The 21612-nt window shown below is 41.7% G+C and carries 21 protein-coding genes and 1 tRNA gene; 16 read left to right on the top strand and 6 right to left on the bottom strand.

The window, feature by feature from the left end; translation table 11 throughout:
- Positions 1 to 6: 6 nt before the first annotated feature.
- From rpsA to pyrF, 5 genes are all read left to right on the top strand, one after another.
- Positions 7 to 1680, top strand: coding sequence for a 30S ribosomal protein S1 (rpsA, locus tag GPUN_RS04270; protein ID WP_006003765.1), 1674 nt, complete (start codon positions 7 to 9; stop codon positions 1678 to 1680).
- Positions 1681 to 1794: 114 nt separating this feature from the next.
- Positions 1795 to 2073, top strand: a complete 279-nt coding sequence (ihfB, locus tag GPUN_RS04265; protein WP_006003763.1) for an integration host factor subunit beta — start codon at positions 1795 to 1797, stop codon at positions 2071 to 2073.
- A 60-nt stretch (positions 2074 to 2133) separates the two neighbouring features.
- The gene (locus GPUN_RS04260; protein ID WP_006003761.1) at positions 2134 to 2397 is read left to right on the top strand and encodes a lipopolysaccharide assembly protein LapA domain-containing protein; all 264 of its coding nucleotides are present in this window, start codon (positions 2134 to 2136) and stop codon (positions 2395 to 2397) included.
- Positions 2398 to 2438: 41 nt separating this feature from the next.
- Positions 2439 to 3608: a lipopolysaccharide assembly protein LapB gene (lapB, locus tag GPUN_RS04255; RefSeq protein WP_006003759.1), complete on the top strand. Its 1170-nt coding sequence runs from the start codon at positions 2439 to 2441 to the stop codon at positions 3606 to 3608.
- 1 nt (position 3609) lies between these two features.
- Positions 3610 to 4308, top strand: a complete 699-nt coding sequence (pyrF, locus tag GPUN_RS04250) for an orotidine-5'-phosphate decarboxylase (RefSeq protein ID WP_006003757.1) — start codon at positions 3610 to 3612, stop codon at positions 4306 to 4308.
- An 8-nt stretch (positions 4309 to 4316) separates the two neighbouring features.
- Here the strand turns inward: pyrF and ald are convergent, their stop codons facing one another.
- Positions 4317 to 5447: an alanine dehydrogenase gene (gene ald, locus GPUN_RS04245; RefSeq protein ID WP_006003754.1), complete on the bottom strand. Its 1131-nt coding sequence runs from the start codon at positions 5445 to 5447 to the stop codon at positions 4317 to 4319.
- 422 nt (positions 5448 to 5869) lie between these two features.
- Here ald and GPUN_RS04240 point away from each other — a divergent pair, with 422 nt between their 5' ends.
- From GPUN_RS04240 to serS, 5 genes are read left to right on the top strand one after another with little or no spacing between them, the layout of a single operon-like run.
- Positions 5870 to 8395, top strand: a complete 2526-nt coding sequence (locus GPUN_RS04240) for a DNA translocase FtsK (protein WP_006003752.1) — start codon at positions 5870 to 5872, stop codon at positions 8393 to 8395.
- 1 nt (position 8396) lies between these two features.
- Complete coding sequence (gene lolA, locus GPUN_RS04235; protein ID WP_006003750.1) at positions 8397 to 9143, top strand: outer membrane lipoprotein periplasmic chaperone LolA; 747 nt, start codon at positions 8397 to 8399, stop codon at positions 9141 to 9143.
- On the top strand, positions 9140 to 10471 hold the full coding sequence (locus GPUN_RS04230) for a replication-associated recombination protein A (RefSeq protein ID WP_006003748.1): 1332 nt from the start codon (positions 9140 to 9142) through the stop codon (positions 10469 to 10471). The genes lolA and GPUN_RS04230 overlap by 4 nt, the downstream gene beginning before the upstream one ends.
- Positions 10472 to 10474: 3 nt before the next feature.
- On the top strand, positions 10475 to 10858 hold the full coding sequence (crcB, locus tag GPUN_RS04225; RefSeq protein ID WP_006003746.1) for a fluoride efflux transporter CrcB: 384 nt from the start codon (positions 10475 to 10477) through the stop codon (positions 10856 to 10858).
- A gap of 8 nt (positions 10859 to 10866) precedes the next feature.
- Positions 10867 to 12162: a serine--tRNA ligase gene (serS, locus tag GPUN_RS04220; protein WP_006003744.1), complete on the top strand. Its 1296-nt coding sequence runs from the start codon at positions 10867 to 10869 to the stop codon at positions 12160 to 12162.
- A gap of 25 nt (positions 12163 to 12187) precedes the next feature.
- Here serS and GPUN_RS04215 read toward each other — a convergent pair whose 3' ends face one another.
- The 5 genes from GPUN_RS04215 to GPUN_RS04195 form a co-directional block, all read right to left on the bottom strand.
- The gene (locus tag GPUN_RS04215; RefSeq protein WP_006003743.1) at positions 12188 to 12529 is read right to left on the bottom strand and encodes a TusE/DsrC/DsvC family sulfur relay protein; all 342 of its coding nucleotides are present in this window, start codon (positions 12527 to 12529) and stop codon (positions 12188 to 12190) included.
- A gap of 8 nt (positions 12530 to 12537) precedes the next feature.
- A complete protein-coding gene (locus GPUN_RS04210) occupies positions 12538 to 12798 on the bottom strand; it encodes a DsrH/TusB family sulfur metabolism protein (protein ID WP_040520140.1) in 261 nt (86 codons plus the stop codon).
- On the bottom strand, positions 12798 to 13178 hold the full coding sequence (locus GPUN_RS04205) for a DsrE family protein (RefSeq protein ID WP_006003739.1): 381 nt from the start codon (positions 13176 to 13178) through the stop codon (positions 12798 to 12800). The genes GPUN_RS04210 and GPUN_RS04205 overlap by 1 nt, the downstream gene beginning before the upstream one ends.
- On the bottom strand, positions 13175 to 13573 hold the full coding sequence (tusD, locus tag GPUN_RS04200) for a sulfurtransferase complex subunit TusD (protein WP_040520139.1): 399 nt from the start codon (positions 13571 to 13573) through the stop codon (positions 13175 to 13177). Before tusD ends, GPUN_RS04205 begins: the two co-directional genes overlap by 4 nt.
- Before the next feature lie 102 nt (positions 13574 to 13675).
- Entirely contained in the window at positions 13676 to 14335 is a 660-nt protein-coding gene (locus GPUN_RS04195; protein ID WP_040520138.1) for a Bax inhibitor-1/YccA family protein, read from the bottom strand.
- A 219-nt stretch (positions 14336 to 14554) separates the two neighbouring features.
- Here GPUN_RS04195 and GPUN_RS04190 point away from each other — a divergent pair.
- The 6 genes from GPUN_RS04190 (at position 14555) to GPUN_RS04170 (ending at position 21610) form a co-directional block, all read left to right on the top strand.
- Positions 14555 to 14646: transfer RNA gene (locus GPUN_RS04190), tRNA-Ser, on the top strand.
- A gap of 362 nt (positions 14647 to 15008) precedes the next feature.
- Complete coding sequence (locus GPUN_RS14445; protein ID WP_141567205.1) at positions 15009 to 15260, top strand: hypothetical protein; 252 nt, start codon at positions 15009 to 15011, stop codon at positions 15258 to 15260.
- Positions 15214 to 15399 carry a methylation-associated defense system helix-turn-helix domain-containing protein MAD1 gene (mads1, locus tag GPUN_RS04185; protein WP_006003730.1) on the top strand — a complete coding sequence of 62 codons (186 nt, stop codon included), beginning with the start codon at positions 15214 to 15216 and terminating at the stop codon, positions 15397 to 15399. Before GPUN_RS14445 ends, mads1 begins: the two co-directional genes overlap by 47 nt.
- Positions 15400 to 15445: 46 nt before the next feature.
- Positions 15446 to 18736, top strand: a complete 3291-nt coding sequence (locus GPUN_RS04180; RefSeq protein WP_006003728.1) for a helicase-related protein — start codon at positions 15446 to 15448, stop codon at positions 18734 to 18736.
- A gap of 4 nt (positions 18737 to 18740) precedes the next feature.
- Complete coding sequence (locus GPUN_RS13640; RefSeq protein ID WP_051987276.1) at positions 18741 to 19565, top strand: DUF4391 domain-containing protein; 825 nt, start codon at positions 18741 to 18743, stop codon at positions 19563 to 19565.
- A 74-nt stretch (positions 19566 to 19639) separates the two neighbouring features.
- Positions 19640 to 21610 (top strand): site-specific DNA-methyltransferase, encoded by a 1971-nt coding sequence (locus GPUN_RS04170; RefSeq protein WP_040520137.1) that lies wholly within the window; start codon positions 19640 to 19642, stop codon positions 21608 to 21610.
- Positions 21611 to 21612 lie beyond the last annotated feature (2 nt).

Raw genomic sequence — 21612 nt, 5'->3', positions numbered from 1 at the left:
GTGAATATGACTGAAAATTTTGCAGACCTTTTTGAAGAAAGCCTACAGCAAATAGAAACGCGCCCAGGCGCGATTGTTAGAGGTACCGTAGTATCAATCGATAAAGACATAGTGCTTGTAGACGCTGGCCTTAAGTCAGAAAGCGCCATTCCTATCGAACAATTTAAAGCAGCTGATGGTTCATTAGAAGTTGCTGTTGGCGATACTATAGACGTTGCTCTAGATGCAGTAGAAGACGGTTTCGGTGAAACTATCCTATCTCGTGAAAAAGCCAAACGCCATGAAGCGTGGGTTGAGCTTGAAAAAGCATACGACGAGAAAGCAACTATCAAAGGCGTTATTAACGGAAAAGTTAAAGGCGGCTTTACAGTTGAAGTTAACACTGTTCGTGCATTCTTACCGGGTTCTTTAGTTGATGTACGCCCTGTACGTGAAACTACGCACCTTGAAGGTAAAGAGTTAGAATTTAAAGTAATCAAGTTAGATGCTAAGCGTAACAACGTGGTTGTTTCACGCCGTGCTGTAATTGAAGCGGAAAGCAGTGCAGAACGCGATCAATTATTGTCTAACTTGGAAGAAGGTGATGAAGTTAAAGGTATCGTTAAGAACTTAACAGACTACGGCGCATTCGTAGACCTAGGCGGTGTAGACGGACTACTTCACATTACCGATATGGCTTGGAAACGTGTTAAGCACCCGAGTGAAATCGTCAATGTTGGTGACGAAATCAACGTTAAAGTACTTAAGTTTGACAAAGATAAGTCTAGAGTTTCATTAGGTATGAAGCAAATGGGCAGCGACCCATGGCAAGAAATTGCACATCGTTATCCAGAAGGCGCGAAACTTAGTGGTGCAGTAACTAATCTTACTGATTATGGTTGTTTCGTAGAGATTGAAGACGGTGTTGAAGGTCTTGTTCACGTATCTGAAATGGATTGGACAAATAAGAACATTCACCCATCTAAAGTCGTTAACCTAGGCGACGTTGTGAATGTAATGGTACTTGAGATAGACGAAGAACGTCGTCGTATTTCATTAGGCCTTAAGCAGTGCATCGACAATCCTTGGGAAACCTTTGCTAAGTCGCACGAAAAAGGCGATAAAGTATCAGGTAAGATTAAATCAATTACCGACTTCGGTATATTCATTGGTCTTGACGGCGGTATCGACGGTCTTGTTCACTTATCTGACATATCGTGGCAGAAACAAGGTGAAGAAGCAGTTCGTGAATATAAGAAAGGCGACGAAATCAGTGCGGTTGTACTGCAGGTTGACCCAGAGCGCGAACGTATATCTTTAGGCGTTAAGCAAATTGATGAAGATCCGTTCAATAAGTATCTGACAGATATAAAGAAAGGTGCTATTGTTAATGGAATTGTAATTGAAGCCGACGCTAAAGGTGTAACGGTTAACTTAGCAGAAGAAGTTGACGGCTTTATTAGAATTGGTGACCTGGCTCGTGAAAGAGTGGAAGATGCTAGTGAAATCGTAAAAGTGGGTGATACCATTGAAGCGAAATATACAGGCGTTGATCGTAAGAATCGTGTAATTACTTTGTCGGTTAAAGCGAAAGATCAAGCGGATGAGAAAGATGCTCTTGATAAAGTGAATAACCAACCTGAAGATGCAGGCTTTGCAAGTGCAATGGCTGAAGCATTTAAAGCCGCTAAAGGCGAATAATTGCTCTGTTTGGAGCGGCATCTTAGCCGCTCCATTATTACTTCTAATACTACTTTCCTCTATGTTCCCAATACTCATTACACAAATAGTCATATCATTACTGGAGTATTACTAGTGACCAAATCGGAACTAATTGAGCGTTTATCTATACACACCAAAGATCTACAAGGCAAAGAGCTTGAAGACTCGGTAAAAGAACTTTTAGAGCAAATGGCACAAACTTTACAGAGGGGAGAGCGCATTGAGATCCGCGGGTTTGGCAGCTTTTCCTTACATTATCGCGCACCAAGAGTAGGACGTAATCCAAAAACAGGCGAAAACGTGAAGTTGTCAGGTAAGCATGTACCTCATTTCAAAGCAGGTAAAGAGCTACGCGATAGAGTCGATCTTTAGTAATAGAATTGGCTATAAGCCCCATATAAAACAAGTCGTTAAAAATAACATAGGAAATTTATGAAAGGAATTATCCTTCTTATTATTGCAATTATTTTTACTATGATTGCCGTGCTTGTAGGCTTTCAAAACTCAGAAATAGTCACGATTAATTATTTAATTGCGCAAATAAACATGCGCATATCAATACTTATGCTGGTGTGTATTGGTATTGGTTTTTTCTTGGGTTTTTCTACGATTTTAACTAAATACTTAGCATTGAATGTGCGCTTTGCGACAATGAAACGTCGCTTGGAAAAGTTAGCTATCGACAAATCAGCGTAAGTGACGTGCCTAAATGATATTCCTTATAAGATGCCCATAAAATGATTGAGTGGTTATTCTTACTACTGCCCGTCGCAGCCGCTTATGGTTGGGTAATGGGTAGAAATAGTCTGCGCAGTGCACAGCGCAAGCAATCTTCTATCATGTCTAATCACTACTACAAAGGCTTAAACTTCTTATTATCAGATGAACCTGACAAAGCAGTCGACACCTTAATGAAAATGATAAGTGTTAATAATGACACTATTGAAACTCATATCGCCATGGGCAATTTTTTCCGGCACAGAGGAGAGCTAGATCGGGCGATAAGAGTGCATCAAAATCTTATTAGTCGAGATGAGATTTCTAAAAAACAAGAAGCTTTAGCCTTGGTTGAACTAGGGACAGATTACTTGCTCGCTGGTTTTTTAGAGCGTGCCGAAGGCGTGTTTATTCAGCTATTGGAAAACGACCGACATTTTGGGGTTGCTCAGCAAAAATTATTCAGTATTTATCAGGTAACAAAAGAGTGGAATAAAGCGGTTGAACTGGCTAGCAGAAGCTTAAAAATTACGCCCAATGATGAACATCTTTATCTACTTCTTTCACATTTTTACTGTGAACAAGCATTAAGTCAGGTTGAAGACGGTCTTCTTGACGATGCGCAAAACACGCTTAAAAAAGCGGTTATGGTTGAAGGCAAGCAGGTTCGGGCATGGCTTGAACTTGGCAAATTGGCAATAAAAAGAGAAGATTACAATCAAGCCATGGATTATTTATCTGAGATCCCAAAACGCGATCTCGACTGGTTAAGCGAAGCCATTCCACTGCTTGAAATTAGTGCCAGTAAAACAGAAGGTTGGGATAAGCTAGAGAAATTACTTGAGCCATACTGGCAAAAATGCGCATCTTCCTATATAGCGAAAGTAAATATTATCGCTCGCAAAGGCGAAATAGAACCAGCTGTTGATACTTTATTAAAACAGTTAAAAAACCACCCTACTATGCGTGGTTTTAAAACATTGTTGTCGCTTTACCGTAAAATGTTGAGTGATGAACGAACTCGCACCAGCATCGATCACTTAAACGAGCTTATTGATAAACAAATTGCTCAGCGACCCAAGTATCGCTGTCAAAGCTGTGGCTTTGCTGGACGTCGCTTATATTGGCTTTGCCCGTCATGTAAAAAATGGTCGGTCATTAAACCCATTAAAGGACTCGATGGAGAATAGAATGTCAAACTGTACTTCCTCTGTTATTGTTGCCTTAGATTTTGATAATATTGATTCTGCAAAATTGCTTGTTAAACAGTTATCCCCAGAGCACTGTCGTTTAAAAGTTGGGAAAGAAATGTTTACTATGTTTGGTCCTGACTGGGTTAAATATTTGAACGGTCAAGGGTTTGATATATTTTTAGACTTAAAATTTCACGATATTCCTAGTACCGTTGCAAAAGCAGTTAAAGCAGCAGGGCAGATGGGTGTATGGATGGTGAATGTGCATGCGAGCGGCGGTAAAGACATGATTGAAGCGGCAAAAGAAGCGGCTCTAAAATCGAATAGGCCGCCGCTGTTAACGGCGGTAACCGTACTCACCAGTATGGATGAACGTCAATTCTCTGAAGTTTATGATGGCTCTGATATCACAGGTAAAGTGCTTTCTCTAGCGAGTCTGGCACAACATGCTGGGGCGGATGGCGTTGTATGCTCGGCTATAGAGGCTAATATTCTTCGCAGTAGGCTGAGCAAAGATTTTCGCTTAGTTACCCCAGGCATAAGGCCTATGGGCAGTAGCAAGGATGATCAAAATCGCATAATGACACCAGCTCAGGCAATGAGTGCAGGCGTTGATTATCTAGTAATAGGCAGACCAATCACTAAGGCACTTGAGCCAGCATTAACTTTAGCTGAGATAAATGCCTCAATAAAGTAGCTAGTTATTTACATCGCAATAGCTTGTAGTGCCGGGCAGTACGTTAGATTTAGCTGGCTCCCCAAAGCATCAACGACTGCTTTATACGTGACTAAGCCCTTATGCACGTTAAGCCCATTAAGCAGATGCTGATCATCTAACATGGCTTGCTTCAGGCCTTTGTTAGCCAATGCTAAACCAAAAGGCAGGGTTGCATTGTTCAGGGCAATAGTAGACGTGCGCGCTACTCCACCTGGCATATTGGCAACGCAATAATGAACAACGTCATCAATAATATAGACGGGGTCTTGATGAGTAGTTGCTTTGGATGTCTCAAAACACCCACCTTGGTCAATAGCCACATCTACTAGCACCGAACCCGGTTTCATTTTTTTAATATGCTGCGCGTTTAATAATTTAGGCGCTGTTGCTCCAGGTACTAACACCGCGCCTATAATGAGGTCCGCTCTGGATGAATAATAGTCTATGGCATCTTCTGTAGAGTATACTGTTCTTATTTGTGAGCTAAATATGTCATCAAGTTCACGTAGTCTAGGCAGTGAGCGGTCAAGAACAGTGACATCGGCACCTAAGCCTACAGCCATTTTAGCGGCGTTTGTGCCTACTACGCCACCGCCGATAATGAGTACTTTACCAGAGGCAACTCCGGGCACTCCGCCTAACAACGTACCGCTACCCCCGTGGGACTTTTCTAAATAATGCGCGCCCGCCTGAACCGACATGCGGCCGGCCACTTCACTCATTGGTGCCAGCAGCGGCAGTCCGCCAAATCTGTCAGTGACGGTCTCGTAGGCTATGCAACTGGCTTTTGAATCAACGAGCAGTTGAGTCTGCACTGGATCGGGCGCTAGATGCAGATATGTGTATAGTATTTGTCCCTCGCGCAGCATGTTGCATTCATTTGGCTGGGGCTCTTTTACCTTAACAATCATTTCAGCTTTTGTAAAAACAGCCTCAGCGCTGCTCATAATAGTGGCACCAGCGCTTTCATAAAGCTCATCAGTAAAACCTATTGCGCTGCCCGCGCCGGTTTCTATTAATACACTGTGCCCATGGCTAATAAACTCTTTTACGGCCGCGGTAGTTAAACCCACCCTGTATTCGTGATTTTTAATCTCTTTTGGTACACCTACAATCATTAAATTTCCCAATATGTTCAACAGAGTTGAATTGTAATATAACTGTAGATAATAAAACATCAAAACTTCTGTTGATATATTTGAGTAATTTTCGGTAACGATATAGAAGTACTAAGATATCAAGCTTATCACATGGTTTAAGCTACGATCAGCGGGTTACTCAAAGCTCTCGTGGCAGATATGTCAAACTACCGAAGCCCCTTGATGAACCCTCGTTGCGTCTGCTTAAGGTAAGTAAGTCAAGAACCTAAGTAATGATGAATGAGGTAAAGCATACCTCAAATATAAAAGTTAATTTAAAATAGGTTTTGGCTGTTTAGCGTAGGTGATTATGCTAACCTTAAGCTTAATTTTTTTGGGAGTATTTTATATAAGTACCTGCAAAAAAGAATAAATATCACGTTGAGAATAGAATACTAAATATGGCACGCTTATCAGGAATTCAGCGAGTAATGGAAGTTGGCATGATGATTTCATGTGCATTTTCATTTTTCTTGTTACTGTCGCTCGCTTATTTTCATCCCAGTGACCCGGGGTGGAGCCAAGCTGGCATGCAGATAGACGTACAAAACTTAATGGGCCCTGTAGGCGCTTACCTCGCAGATATTTTACTTTTTACTTTTGGCGTTACCGCCTATCTTGTGCCTTTTGCTCTTGCCTTTGTAGGATGGTTCATATTCTTACACATTAAAAGCGTTGTTGAACTTGACTACCTTACTATCACGCTAAGGTTAGTAGGGATCATTTTGCTTGTGTTTGGTTTTACCGGCATTGCCAGCATCAATTTTGATGATTTTTATCGAGTGTCAGCAGGTGGCGCAATGGGCGATATTATTAGTGATGCTTTACTGCCTTATTTTAGTTTCGTGGGGACTGTTCTTCTTCTTCTGTGTTTTTTCTTAACGGGTTGTACTTTAGCAACTGGCATTTCTTGGTTTCAATTTATTGATTCCATTGGCGCTAGTGTCATCTATACGGGCAAAATGTTAATTACTTTACCATCAAAACTGTCAACCTTGTCGTTGCCCGATTTACGAAAAAGCATCGGTAAGCCCAAGGATGACGACTTCTATGACTCACCCAATCAAGATATACACATTACAAGCCTGCGCGCCGAGCCGCCTGCACCTGAGAAGAAAGCACCTACGTTTACTATCCCTGCAGAAATCTTTGATGATCTTGCTGAACCCACTTCGACTCTCTTTACCAAAAGCAATATTAAAGCTAACGTCACTCAAGCCAACGCAGCAAGGACTGCAGCAGCGAATAGCGATTCAACACAACAGGGCAGGGTAGATGCTCTAGCGCCCAGAGAATCCTTGTTAGATGATGAGTCTTCAACTGCTAATGTTCCTTTAGGCTGTGAAGATCTTTCTGCCAATGCAAAGGCCCCAGTGCATGCAGAACCACCGTTAGCCAGCAGCGAATCTTTGCCAGTTGATACTCCAAAAGCACTGCTACCATCGTTTGATTTACTGCAGCGGGCAGACAAAGTTGAAAATCCTATAACACCAGAAGAACTTCAGGGAATTGCGCGCCTGTTGGAAGCAAAACTAGCCGACTTTAATATTCAGGCAACCGTAGTAGATGTACTTCCTGGACCAGTAATTACAAGGTTTGAACTTGATTTAGCCCCAGGAATTAAGGTAAGTAAAATTACAACCTTAGCCAAAGACTTAGCGCGCGCAATGTCGGCTATTTCGGTGCGAGTAGTGGAAGTAATACCGGGGAAATCGGTTATTGGACTAGAGTTACCCAATACACATCGAGAAATGGTGAGACTGAGTGAAGTCATTGGCTGCGCTGCGTTTCAAGATAATCCATCACCTTTAACTATGGTTTTAGGCGCGGATATTAGCGGAGAACCTGTTATAGTTGATTTAGCAAGCATGCCGCATTTGCTTGTAGCAGGTACAACAGGTTCGGGTAAATCTGTCGGCGTAAACGTCATGATTTTAAGCCTATTGTATAAATCGACACCAGAAGATGTTCGTTTAATCATGATCGATCCTAAAATGCTTGAACTATCGGTATATGAGGGAATTCCACATTTATTAACCGGAGTCGTTACCGACATGAAAGAAGCGTCAAACGCGCTACGTTGGTGTGTGGGTGAAATGGAGCGCAGGTATAGACTTATGTCAGCCCTTGGCGTGCGCAACTTAAAAGGATACAATCGTAAAGTAAAACTGGCTAAAGAAGCTGGACAGCCTATTCTTGACCCTTTATGGAAGTTTGAAGAAAGTATGGAAACGCGGGCGCCAGAGCTTGAAAAGTTACCCTCTATTGTGGTCATCATAGATGAATTTGCCGACATGATGATGATAGTGGGCAAGAAAGTAGAAGAGCTCATCGCCAGAATAGCGCAAAAAGCCCGTGCAGCAGGCATTCATTTAATATTAGCGACTCAGCGCCCCTCTGTTGACGTTATCACCGGCTTAATAAAAGCGAACATTCCTACACGCATTGCTTTTCAAGTCTCAAGCAAAATTGACTCTCGTACCATTTTAGACCAGCAGGGTGCTGAATCACTGCTGGGTATGGGCGACATGCTTTATAATCCGCCGGGCAGCAGCATTACCACGCGGGTTCATGGTGCTTTTGTTGATGATCATGAAGTACATGCTGTAGTAGCCGATTGGAAAGCACGCGGCGCGCCTAACTATATAGATGAGATTTTAAACGGTGATGCTACGGGCGATATATTATTGCCAGGCGAACTGGCCGAAAAAAACACAGATGAAGAATACGACGCTGTTTATGACCATGCGCTTGAGTTTGTGACTGAAACCAGAAAGGTCTCAATCTCCAGTATTCAGCGAAAATTTAGAATTGGTTACAATAGAGCCGCCAGAATTGTTGAACAATTAGAGCAAAATGGCGTCGTAAGTACAGCTGGCCACAATGGCAATCGAGAGGTCTTAGCACCTCCGCCACGTAAGGATTAATATGATAAAACGTCCCTTAGCTTATTCGCTTATACTACTGAGCGGCATCAGTTTTTCGCTGCATTCTCAACAGTTAAGTGTGAACAATATTCTTGTGGCGCAAAGGGCTCAGTCTGAGAATAGCGTAAGTTTGCCCACTAATTCCCCGATACTCAAAATGGCGAGTGAGCAAGGCAGTAAAGAGGATAAGGCAAGTTTACGCAGTTTATTAAGTCAATTTTCGACGCTTAAGGGCACGTTTAGTCAAACCATAGTAGACATGCAAGGCGAAGAACTACAAAGCGCTAGCGGTGAACTATTTCTGCAAAAACCGCAAAAACTTAGGTGGTCGGTGCAAGCCCCAGACGAGTCTTTAATTATCGCTGATGGCAAATCGGTGTACAACCTAGATCCTTTCCTAGAACAAGTCACAATTGTGGATCAAGCGGCATTCACCCAAAGCAACCCCCTCATGTTATTAATTAGTGATGAGCAGCAGCAGTGGGATCAAGTCTCGGTAGTGAAGCAAGAAAATACCTATACGATTGTGTCGCTAACCGACAACTCCCCTATTAATAAGCTTATTTTACGTTTTGATGCACAAAATAAGCTTACATCATTAGTGTCTTACGATCGTCAGCAACAGGCTAATCTTCTTGATTTTAGCGATGTAGTGTTAAATCAACATGTTTCAAATGACGACTTTAGGTTTAGTACCAATGAAGGCTGGATAATAGATGATCAGCGTGAGCAACCGCAAAGTAAATGAATAATAAACGTCCTCTAGCTGATTTACTGCGTCCAGCTAGCTTGAAAGATTACGTTGGGCAAACTCACTTACTGGGTGAAAGTGGGCCAATAAGGCATCTGTGCGAACGCCAGCAACTATGCTCAATGATATTGTGGGGACCGCCTGGCTGTGGCAAAACATCTCTAGTTAATTTATTAAAAGAATATTGGCAACTACCTGTGCTGTATTTGTCGGCGATAAGCAGTGGTATTAAGGATATTAAAGCGCTGGTGTCAACTACCGAAAATGATTTATTTAAGCAGCAAAAAATTGTGTTTGTAGACGAAATTCATCGCTTTAATAAGGCCCAGCAAGACGCATTTTTACCGTATGTTGAAAATGGCGATATAGTGCTTATCGGGGCCTCCACCGAAAACCCTGCTTTTTCTATTAATTCAGCATTACTGTCAAGAATGCGCGTATTTACTTTACGCGCTTTAACAAAGGATGACTTAGCAGAGCTGATGGATAGAGCCTTAAGCTTTTTAAACGAACAACGCGAGCGAACAAATAACTCCGAAGTTGCTATTGATGAGCCAGCAAAGCAATTACTTATAAATGCAAGCGGTGGCGATGCCCGCCGTTTATTGAGCAACATTGAGGTAGCGCTAAGCTTATTGCCAAACAGTGCTAATGAGACGGGCTTAGAGCAAACTAAAATCGTGCTCAGTAAAAGCATCGCAGAAACTGCTTGTGGTGAACAAGTGGGTAGTTTTGACAAACAAGGTGACGCCTATTACGATACTCTATCGGCTTTTCATAAGTCAGTAAGAGGTTCTTCAGTTGACGGTAGCTTATTCTGGTTTGCTCGTTTGCTATTAGCCTCTACCGATATTGTACCTATATGCCGCAGACTATTGGCTATTGCAAGTGAAGACATTGGCAATGCTGATCCTAAAGCACTGCAGGTATGTCTTAACGCATGGGACGTTTACCACCGTGTAGGCAAAAGTGAAGGAGAACGCGCGGTGGCACAAGCGGTAATATATTGCGCTTTAGCGCCGAAAAGTAATGCGGTATATGCTGCATTTACACAAGCCAAATTATTAGCCAAGCAACACGCCGATGCCCCAGTGCCGTTTCATCTAAGAAATTCAACCAGCAGCATTACCAAAGATTTAGGGCACGGCAAGGCCTATCAGTATGCCCATAACTACGAATATGCCTTCACACCACAGCAAACTTATTTACCTGATGAGGTAGAGATGACTAATCTCTATCAGCCAAGTGACCGTGGATTTGAAAAGCAGTTAGCACAAAAGATTGCGTTTTTAGCATCGTTAACTACAGGTACAACTAAGAGTTAATTCATGTCTGCCATAAATACTTACCTTATTATTGCTTGCGGCGGTGCTATTGGCGCATGCTTACGCTATTTTCTCACCCAAGAAAGCATAAAGCTATTGGGGAAAGGCTTTCCGTTTGGTACTCTTGCGGTCAATGTCATCGGTTCATTCGCATTGGGGTGTTTATACATGTGGATTGAGCAAGAACAACGAGAAATATCAGATAGTTTACGTTTGTTTCTAGGCGTAGGTTTATTAAGTGCCCTAACCACTTTCTCAACATTTTCGTACGATACTTTGCTATTACTTCAGCAAAGTGAGTACATCAAAGCTCTATTAAATATATTGTTGAACGTCGGCCTATGCATAGTTGGTGTATGGCTGGCGGTATTATTTGTAAAAGGATAGGATGATTCATGTTAGACCCACGATTGCTACGAAATAACATCAACGAAGTTGCCCAACAGCTTGCTAAGCGCGGTTATGCATTAGATATACAAGCATACAGTGAGCTTGAAGCCAAACGCAAACAGCTACAAATATCGACAGAGTCATTTCAAAATGAACGTACTGTTCGCTCAAAAGCTATTGGTAAGGCAAAAGCATCAGGACAAGACATTGCACCTTTGCTAGCGGTGGTGTCTCAATTAGCATCTGACTTAGAAAATGCCAAAATAGCGCTAGTTGACGTGCAAAACGCACTAAATGAATTTTACCAAGAAATGCCAAACATTCCAGAAAGCGAAGTGCCGTTTGGAGAAAATGAAAATGACAATCAGCAGGTGTCAGTCTGGGGCGAGCCACGCACGTTTGATTTTAAAGTGCGTGATCATGCAGATATTGGCGTTCATCTTAACAAGGGCTTAGATTTTGAAACAGCTGCGAAGCTTACCGGGAGCCGCTTCGTAGTGATGAATGGACAAATCGCGCGCCTGCACCGTGCTATTGGCCAGTTTATGCTAGATCTGCACACCCAGGAACATGGTTACCACGAAGTGTATGTTCCTTTGCTTGTAAATTCAGACAGTTTATACGGTACCGGCCAGCTGCCTAAGTTTGGAGAAGATTTGTTTCATACTAAACCAGCAACCGAAGAAGGTCATGGCCTGTCGCTTATTCCCACGGCAGAAGTGCCATTGACCAATATTGCCCGTGATCGCATTTTTGATGCCAGCGAACTGCCCCTTAAAATGACCGCACACACGCCTTGCTTTAGAAGTGAAGCAGGCTCTTACGGCCGCGATACTCGCGGCCTAATTAGACAGCATCAGTTTGACAAAGTAGAACTCGTTCAAATGGTGTTACCTGGTGAGAGTATGCAAGCTTTAGAAGATCTAACAGGCCATGCTGAAGTTATTTTACGCAAGCTCAATTTACCCTATCGTAAAATGTTATTGTGCACTGGCGATATGGGCTTTGGTTCATGTAAAACCTATGATTTAGAAGTATGGCTACCAGCCCAGAAAACGTATCGCGAAATATCTTCTTGCTCAAGCATGGGCGACTTTCAAGCCAGAAGAATGCAGGCCAGATACAAGTCTGCAGATATGAAAAAACCAGAATTATTACACACACTAAACGGATCCGGCCTTGCGGTAGGCAGAACCTTAGTCGCCGTGTTAGAAAACTATCAGCAAGCTGATGGAAGCGTTACCGTTCCACAAGCTTTAGTACCATACATGAACGGTGTTACGAGCATTAGCCCGCAATAAGCTGTTACGCATAACCCTAAGCCCGCTATAAACATTTAGCGGGCTTAGGCAGCCCAGCTAGCTTGGTGGGTATCTTTGCAGGGCCTTTAGGAAATAAACGATACAAGTATCGACTATTTCCTTTGTCTGGCCCATGCGTCCGCTGTAAGGCTTTTACCAGCGCTCTCATTGCCGGACTAGTATCGTAGGTAGTATAAAAATCACGAACAAAATGCACAATTTGCCATCTTTCGCCTGTCATTTCTATATTTTCTAAATAAGCAATATGCTGGGCGACTTCATTGTTCCACTGTTCACTTTTGCGTAAATAGCCTTCTTTATCGGTTTCTATCTCCACACCATTAACGATTATTGAGAAAGTATTCATAACGACACTCATTGTTGAATAGTAATAACAGGATGCTGCTGGGCACATAAATCTACCCATTGCATATCTGACACTAAAATAAGATTCTCGAGCCTGGGTAAACCACTGGCAAAATAATCATTTTTTACTGCATAAAACGTGCATTTAGGATAGTCAGCGATAAGACTCAACGCCGCGTATACGCCATTTTGCAATAATATTACACTCAGTCCCCGCTCACAATAGGCTGCAACTTTAGATGGGGTGTTAGATAGCAATTGTATAATCATTAAAAGACTAAGACCTGCGTTGCTTTTGCACATATCTGGACTAGTTGTGCATCGCTTATAGGCGACACAGCAAAGCTAATGTCGTTTAGGGAAATATGATACGTTGTAAGTGCTGAGGTTTGTGCAAATATAAGCTCTACGTCAAACATCGGCAGGGCACTTAGTTTTTTATAGATTGATTTATGTGAAATGAGTGTACTTTGCTGTGCCTTGAGTAACTGATACACGCCATCGCCGACAAATATGTACACCACTTGCATACCTATGTTCGTAGCAGCAAGGGCTGCTTCTAAAGAGTCTGTGGCGTCGCTAGTAGAATAGGGAGCTTGAGTCGTTTGAATGACTATGTAAGGATTTTGTAATACAGGTAAATCACTCATAGCTGGATATTAACACTATTGTTGTTAAGTGCTTCAAAATAGGCCGTTAAGCCAACTTGTGTAAATGGCCAAACTAAGTTGGCGTAATTTGGCTCTGGTGCTAGCTGCGCGTCTACAACGCCCCTGCGAGAAGCTGCCGTTACACATACGTTGAGATTGATAGCATGCTTTTTGGCTAAATCACACCACTTACTATATACGTCGAGCTCATCTGCGTTAGGCTGTAGTAGTGAGGACGCATTGTGTACACCTTTTTGATAGAAAAAAACCTGCGTGATTGAATGGCCTTGCTCAATTGCCGCTGCACAAAAAGATAGTGCGCTGTGAGCATTTCGGGCATCGAAAGGGCTCTTTGTCACCATTAGAGTAAAACGAGTGGGTATTGTGTTAGTCATTTATTATCGCTGTGCTAAGTTTGTCTTTACCATTAAGGACATTATAAACAAAAACGCCCCTAACATGGGGCGTTTTTTTCATCAATTAACTATCATTAAAGCTTAGTCGTTATTAGCACCCAGTAAAGACAATATAGATAAAAAGATATTATATATACTTAGATATAGTCCAACGGTTGCGCGTATATAGTTGGTTTCTCCGCCGTGTATAATTCGACTAGTGTCAAACAATATAAAGCCTGACATAACCAGAATAATAAGTGCGTTAATAGCCAAACCAAGCGCAGGCATTGCAAAAAAGAAGTTTCCAATGATTGCGAGAAGTGCAACTACCATTCCCACCATTAAAAACCCGCCCATGAAACTAAAGTCTTTCTTAGATACAAGTGCATAACCAGACAGCGTTAAGAAAACTACTGCGGTAGCACCAAGTGCCTGGCCAATTAAATGGCCCATCCCGTTAGCGACATACATGCTTAAAATCGGACCAAGTGCACCACCCATTAGGCCTGTGAATACAAATACCCAAAAAAGACCGGCTGCGGTATCTGCTTTCTTGTTTACGATAAACATAGATATGATTGCGCCAATGAACATCGCCCAGTATCCAACCATGCCAATATTCAGCATCGCGGTTACAGTTGCCGTGATAGCACTAAAAGCTAACGTTAACGACAATAACATATAGGTATTGCGAAGCACCTTATTGACTTCTATTGCGGAGCTTTCGCCAGCACTAGAATACAAAGTACGTCTATCCATTTCTTTCTCCAGTAATTACTATTATTTGTTGAGTACAATACTCAGTTATTATTAGTAACTATGTTAGGTGTTTGGTTCACTTTTTCAAGGTTTTTTCGAACGAAAGTTACAAAATAATGTAATTAACGACTAAAAAACCTGCGATTAAAGAAATTTTAACTTTTTTTTCTTATTAGGCCTTTACAATTACCTCATTCAAATTTAATATGCGCCCCTCTTGGATAGCTGGCAGAGCTCGGTTTAATGCACCTGACTTGAAATCAGACGAACGGTCAAACGTTCCGGGGGTTCGAATCCCTCGCTATCCGCCATACTTCATAGATAAGCCTCTGTTTTTCAGGGGCTTTTTTACATCGATTACTTTGCAAGCCGTCAATAAGACCGTCAATCTAAATTCCTTCTAAATATCTCCCAATCGAAAATTAATACATTGTTTCAACAATCTGCACATCACATTACACAGGGTTGATCACTGATTAGATAACTTTGTATATGATGCCGACGTCAGAGCGCATCATATTAGACAAATTCATTTACGTATATTGCTGAGTAGCGAGGATACAAATTTATACGCAAAAAAATATTTTGAGTTGTATACTTCTCTGTTATAAATGTTGTTTGCTGAACAAACCATTTCACTTGCTCGTTGAATCTAAGAGCAATAAATTTTTATATGAATAATAATTTAATTTATGGACAAATAATGAATGTATTAAGAAAGTTACTAGAAAATTATCGTCAAACTTCAAAAACGGAACGAGAAAAAGGAAATTACTTCGAAGAACTCATTGTTATCTACTTTAAAAATGAACCAACTTATAAAGATTTATATTCCAATGTTTGGCTATATGCTGATTGGGCTTCGGAACAGGGAATAGATGGTCGAGATAGAAGACCGCTGGCTGTCGATAACCGACATTTGTAAGCATTTGGGGATATCTAGTGACACCGTTTACAAATGGATCGAGAAAAAAGGGATGCCAGCCCACAAAATTGGAAGGTTATGGAAATTTAAAAAAGATGAAGTTGATGACTGGGTCAGGTCTGGTCAAGCGTCTGATTAATTTTGATAGTTTAGCTTAAGATTTTATAGAAAATGGACGTTTTAATATGCAGGTAATCGACAATATAAACACGTTATTTGGTGAAGAGTTAAAGTCATCGTTGACCGCTAACTCAAAGCTTAAGGTTGCCGCATCATGCTTTTCTATGTATGCCTTCTTCGCCCTTAAAAAAGAATTATCAAAAATAGACTCGCTCGAATTTATCTTTACCTCGCCTACATTCGTCCCAGAGAAAGCCACCGATAAAATTAAAAAAGAACATCGAGAATTCTATATTCCAAAAATCAACCGAGAGCGCAGCGTATTTGGTTCAGAGTTTGAGATACACTTAAAAAATGAGCTTAACCAAAAGGCAATAGCTAAAGAATGTGCCGACTGGATTAAAAATAAAGTCACCTTTAAATCCAATACGAGTAATGCGCAGATGCAGTCGTTTGCTGCAACACAAGGAAAAGACAACCACACAGTTTTTGCACCGATTAATGGCTTTACTGCGGTAGACCTTGGATATCAAAAAGGCAGTGCAGTATCAAATTTTGTTCATAAATTTGATCAGATGCCATTCACTGCGCAATATTTACAGCTTTTTGATCAAATTTGGAATGACCCAGAAAAACTCGAAGACGTAACCACGCAAGTTGTTCAACACATAGAGTCGGTTTATCACGAAAACTCGCCGGAGCGCATTTACTTCATCATGCTATATAACATCTTCCAAGAATTTTTAGATGAGATGAATGAGGATGTGCTTGCCAACGACCGGACGGGCTATCAGGACACTGTAATTTGGCAAACACTATTCAATTACCAAAAAGATGGTGCCACCGGTATAATTAACAAACTTGAAATGCATAATGGCTGCATTCTGGCTGACTCTGTTGGCCTAGGTAAAACCTTTACCGCTTTAGCCGTAATGAAGTATTACGAGCTGCGTAACAAGTCTGTATTGTTGCTTTGCCCCAAAAAATTAGCAGACAACTGGCTCACTTATAACCGCAATGTCACCACGAATATACTGGCAAAAGATCGCTTCAATTATGATGTGCTTTGCCACACTGATTTAAGTAGGGTTTCAGGGGAATCATTTGGCACCAAACTTAATCAAGTGAACTGGGGTAATTATGATCTGGTCGTGATTGACGAATCCCACAACTTTAGAAATGACCTAGCCGTTAACGATCGTGAAACCCGCTATCAAAAGCTAATGAATAAAGTCATCAAAAGTGGCGTTAAAACAAAAGTACTAATGTTGTCGGCGACCCCAGTAAACAACAAGTTTACTGATCTGCGGAATCAGCTTGCACTGGCTTACGAGGGTGAATCAAGCAACCTCACCAAAAACTTAAAAACAAGGAATACCGTAGAAGCTATCTTTAAAAATGCGCAAAGAGCTTTCAACGATTGGTCAAAACTAGCACCAGAGCAGCGTACCCCAAAAGCTATTTTAGACGCGTTAGATATGGACTTTTTTGAATTGCTAGATAGCGTCACCATTGCCCGTTCACGTAAACACATTCAAACTTTTTATGACACCACAGATATTGGTCAATTCCCCAAGCGAAGAGCGCCTTTGTCTTATCGTTGCCCCTTGACCACGCGCGACGATGTAGTCAGCCTAAATGACATATTCGATCACCTTAAGCTACTCAAACTCTCAGTCTATGCGCCCATTACTTATATTTTACCAAGCCGATTAAAAAAATACGAAGAGCTATACGATACCGAAGTAGATGGCGGTAAAGGAAAGTTTAGGCAAGTTGACCGTGAAAAAAGCCTAGTGGCGCTTATGACCACTAACTTGCTAAAGCGCTTAGAGAGTTCGGTTTATTCGTTTCGTAAAACCTTGCAGTCACTCTCAGATAATCACAATCGCGTCTTAGCATTAATCGATAAATTTCATAGTAAGGGCGGCGTAACAGAAATAAGCGATTTAGAAGAGGCAATGGGCCTACTGGATGACGATGATGGCGAAGCCTTTCAAGAAATGAGCATCGGCAAAAAAGTACAAATCCAGCTAATGGATATGGATTTACCTTCTTGGCAGCAAGATTTAAGTGCTGACTTAGAAATGATTGATGCCTTACTGGTGTCTGTCTCCAAAATTGCGCCTAAAGATGACGCTAAGCTGCAACACCTTATAAAGCATGTTGATGACAAGATTGAGAATCCAATCAACACAATAAAGGGTAAGGCCAATAAAAAGGTTATCATCTTCACCGCATTTGCCGATACCGCTCAATATCTTTACGAGCAATTAGCGCCCCAGTTATGGTCAACCCAGCAACTACACACCGCGATGGTAACAGGCTCTAGTCCTCCTAAAAGCACCCTTAAAAGCGCAAAACGTGGCTACGACATACAAGAAGTACTCACACTCTTCTCTCCCATATCAAAGTCAAAGGCGGCCATTCTTCCGCAAGAACCGTCGGAGATAGATGTACTGATTGCCACTGACTGTATTTCAGAAGGACAAAACCTACAAGATTGTGACTACCTCATTAACTACGATATCCATTGGAACCCCGTGCGTATTATTCAACGCTTTGGTCGTGTTGACCGTATTGGCTCACTGAACGAGTCCATACAGTTGGTCAACTACTGGCCTGATATTTCGCTTGATGAATACATTAATCTAAAAGACCGCGTGGAAAGCCGCATGACCATTGTAGATGTCACAGCAACCGGTGACGACAATGTACTAAGCGCCAAAGCAAATGACCTAAGCTACCGAAAAGAACAGCTTAAACGCCTACAAGAAGAGGTGGTTGAACTAGAGGACTTGAAAACGGGTGTATCCATAACCGACCTTGGCTTAAACGACTTTCGCATGGATCTCATGGGCATGGTCGAAAAATATGGCGAGCCCACAACCGTTCCCAATGGCATGCATGCTGTGGTGCCAGCCAATCTTGAAAAAGGCTTAACACCCGGAGTAATCTTTGCGCTTAAGAATATTAACGACACCGTAAATATTGACCAGCAAAACCGGCTGCACCCTTATTACCTCGTATACATCAGTAATGACGGTGAGATAGTTGCAGACCATACCGAAGTGAAGCGGCTCCTGGATTTAACAAGAAGCTGCTGTAAAAACCAAACTAGCCCCATTGCCAATGTCTGTGCCCTGTTTAACTCAGTCACTCAAGATGGCCGCAATATGGAGCCTTACTCAAACCTGCTTAGCGATGCGATACGCAGCATGGTAGATGTTAAAGAAGAGAAAGACCTAGACAGCTTATTCAGCAGTGGCGAAACCACCGCGCTAGTGAACAGTATTCAAGGTTTAGACGACTTCGAGCTATTGGCTTTTATAGTCATACAAGGCGAGCATCAATAACGTGATGGATGACGCTAACAAACAAAATCAACCCCGACTCCATTGGAAGTTTCCAGAAGCTGCCAAGTTTGGCCGTGTTATCCCCAAAGAAAAGCTCTACAGCCAAGCGGGCGCTAACGCCGAGTTAAAACAGTTATTCGTAGAGCAAGTCGCCCAAATTAAGTGGGCGTATAAACTGGCTGAAGGCACCATCAACCTAACCAAAACCGAGCAAGTACATGAGTTAGAAGTGATCCACATAAAACTGAAAGCGCAAACCCTTGATGAAAAAATATTAATAGCCATCGACAAAGCCATTCCGCACCCTACCTTATTTATGCTGACTCGTGATGTCAAATATGGTGATATCATAGAGGGTAATAAGGGAGAAGTTGCAAAAGAGGCAAACACATCAGAGCAAGAAATCGCCTATCAAGCTGCCCACAAACTTAAAACCACCACGCAAAGCAATAAAGAAAAGTGGCAGCAAAGCGCGTACCTAAAAAGCCAGTGGTTAGTGCCAAGCAGCCAGCATGCAGCACTTTTGCCCGCTGCAACCAGTTTAGAGAGTCTATACAACCAGCTACTTGAAGCGCTCATTCCTTTGGGTTTACAAGGTGTACACGATTTACAAGAACCGAAAAGCGCCTATGTGCATACTAAGTCACAACAAAAAAAGCGCAGCCTAGAGGATAAGCTCGCCGACCTAGCCGCTATAGAAGCACTGAATAAACAAATAAAAAAAACTAAAGCCAAGCGTGATAACGAAAAGCAGTTTAACCTTAAGCGTGAACTGAATGACCAGTTTAAAACCTTAAAAAAACAGCTGGCAGCGCTTTATGGCGTTTAAGATAGCGAATAATTAAATCCCTACTTAAGCTATAAACCCTACAGTAAACAAAATTTATAAAATTAGAGACTAATATGGATAAGTTAAAAATGCACAGCCCTGATATCACGCAACAGAATATAGATAAGCTCTTAGCACTATTTCCTAATTGTAAAATAGAAAAGCAAGATGATGATGGAGAACTGAGCACGGGGATAGATTTTGACCTGCTGAAGCAAGAGCTGTCCAAAAATATTGTTGAAGGGCCGCAAGAGCGTTACCAATTAAATTGGCCGGGTAAAAAAGAAGCTCTATTAACCGCTAATGCACCGATAGCTAAAGCATTACGCCCTTGTCGTGAAGAGTCGGTAAATTTTGATACTACTGAAAATCTGTTTATTGAAGGCGATAATCTTGATGCATTAAAGCTACTGCAAGAGACCTACTTGGGTAAGGTGAAGATGATTTATATTGATCCGCCTTATAATACAGGTAAAGACTTTATCTATGCGGATAACTTTGCGGAGTCAACGGATGAGTATTTACAGGAGTCTGGGCAAAAAGATGATGATGGTAACCGCCTTGTAGCCAACACCGACTCCAATGGTCGCTTTCATTCTGACTGGTTGAGTATGATGTACTCGAGATTGAAACTAGCAAGAAACCTCCTAAAAGATGATGGGGTTATTTTTATCAGCATTGACGACAATGAATCTTCAAATATCAGAAAATTAGGAGATGAAATATTTGGCGATGACAATTTTATAGTTCAACTGACATGGGAAAAGAAGAAGAAAGGCGCTTTTCTATCTGGATCTGTTACCAACGTAAAGGAGTATGTTTTTGTTTTCGCAAAATGTCGAAAAGTGTTTCCAGGCTTGATTGGTGAAATCGCAAGAGGTGAGGAAACTTACCCAGTCATTAAGACTACGAATGCACGGGCCCAACGTGTCATTAAAAAAGGTATTCCTAGCAAGTACAAAGAAGCGGATCACTTCCTCCCGTCTGGTAGCAGGATAAGCTCTGGTAATATGGAAATGATATTACGTACAGATTTGCATATTAAAAATGGAATATTAGTAAAAGATGTTACTGTGGAAAGCAACTGGATATATTCCCAACAGTTGCTAGATGAATATGCAGAGAAGAAGACCATCTATATAACCCAGGAACTCTATTTTAGAAGAATAGTGAGTGAACCTCGCACAAAAATGTTAAAAGATTTATTGCCTATGAGAGGCGCTGAAGGAACAGGTTTCGAATTTCAGTACTCTGATAATTTGTTCGCAGATGGCTGGGGCACTAATGAAGATGGATTTGACGAAATTCATGAGTTATTTGGTTCTCAGTCGATAATGAGTTTTCCAAAACCATCCAAATTCATAGCTAAACTTTTATTGTCAGCAACAAGATTAGATAAGGATGCAATAATCATGGACTTCTTTGCTGGTTCAGCTACAACGGCACATTCGAGCATTAAACTAAATGCAGGGGATTCAGGTCGAAGAAAATTCATTATGGTACAGCTCCCTGAAACTTGTGATGAAAAATCCGAAGCTTTCAAAGCCGGTTATAAAACCATTGCCGAAATCAGCAAAGAACGTATTCGCCGCGCCGGGAAAAAAATAAAAGAAGAAAACTCAGAACTATCTGGGTTAGACACAGGCTTCCGCGTTCTAAAAATAGACTCAAGCAATATGAACGATGTCCACTACACGCCAGATACGGTATCCAAAGCCGATCTATTCAATCAAGTAGAGCACATCAAAAAAGACCGTAGCAGCGAGGATCTATTATTCCAAGTTATGCTCGACTGGGGTGTGGATTTATCGTTGCCCATTCGCAAGGAAACCATCGAAAATAAAGAAGTCTATTTCATAAACGACGATGACTTGGCTGCCTGTTTCGACAAAGATATCGATGAGTCACTAATTAAAGCCCTGGCAGCAAAACAACCATTGCGCATGGTGTTCCGTGATGATGGTTTTGTATCTGACAGTGTAAAAATCAATGTTGAGCAAATCTTCAAACAACTGGCTCCGGCCACCGATATCAAAGCGATATAGGG

Origin of the sequence: Glaciecola punicea ACAM 611 (assembly GCF_000252165.1) — a bacterium.
Classification (GTDB): Bacteria; Pseudomonadota; Gammaproteobacteria; order Enterobacterales; family Alteromonadaceae; genus Glaciecola; species Glaciecola punicea.
This window is presented reverse-complemented; position numbering and strand designations above follow the sequence as displayed.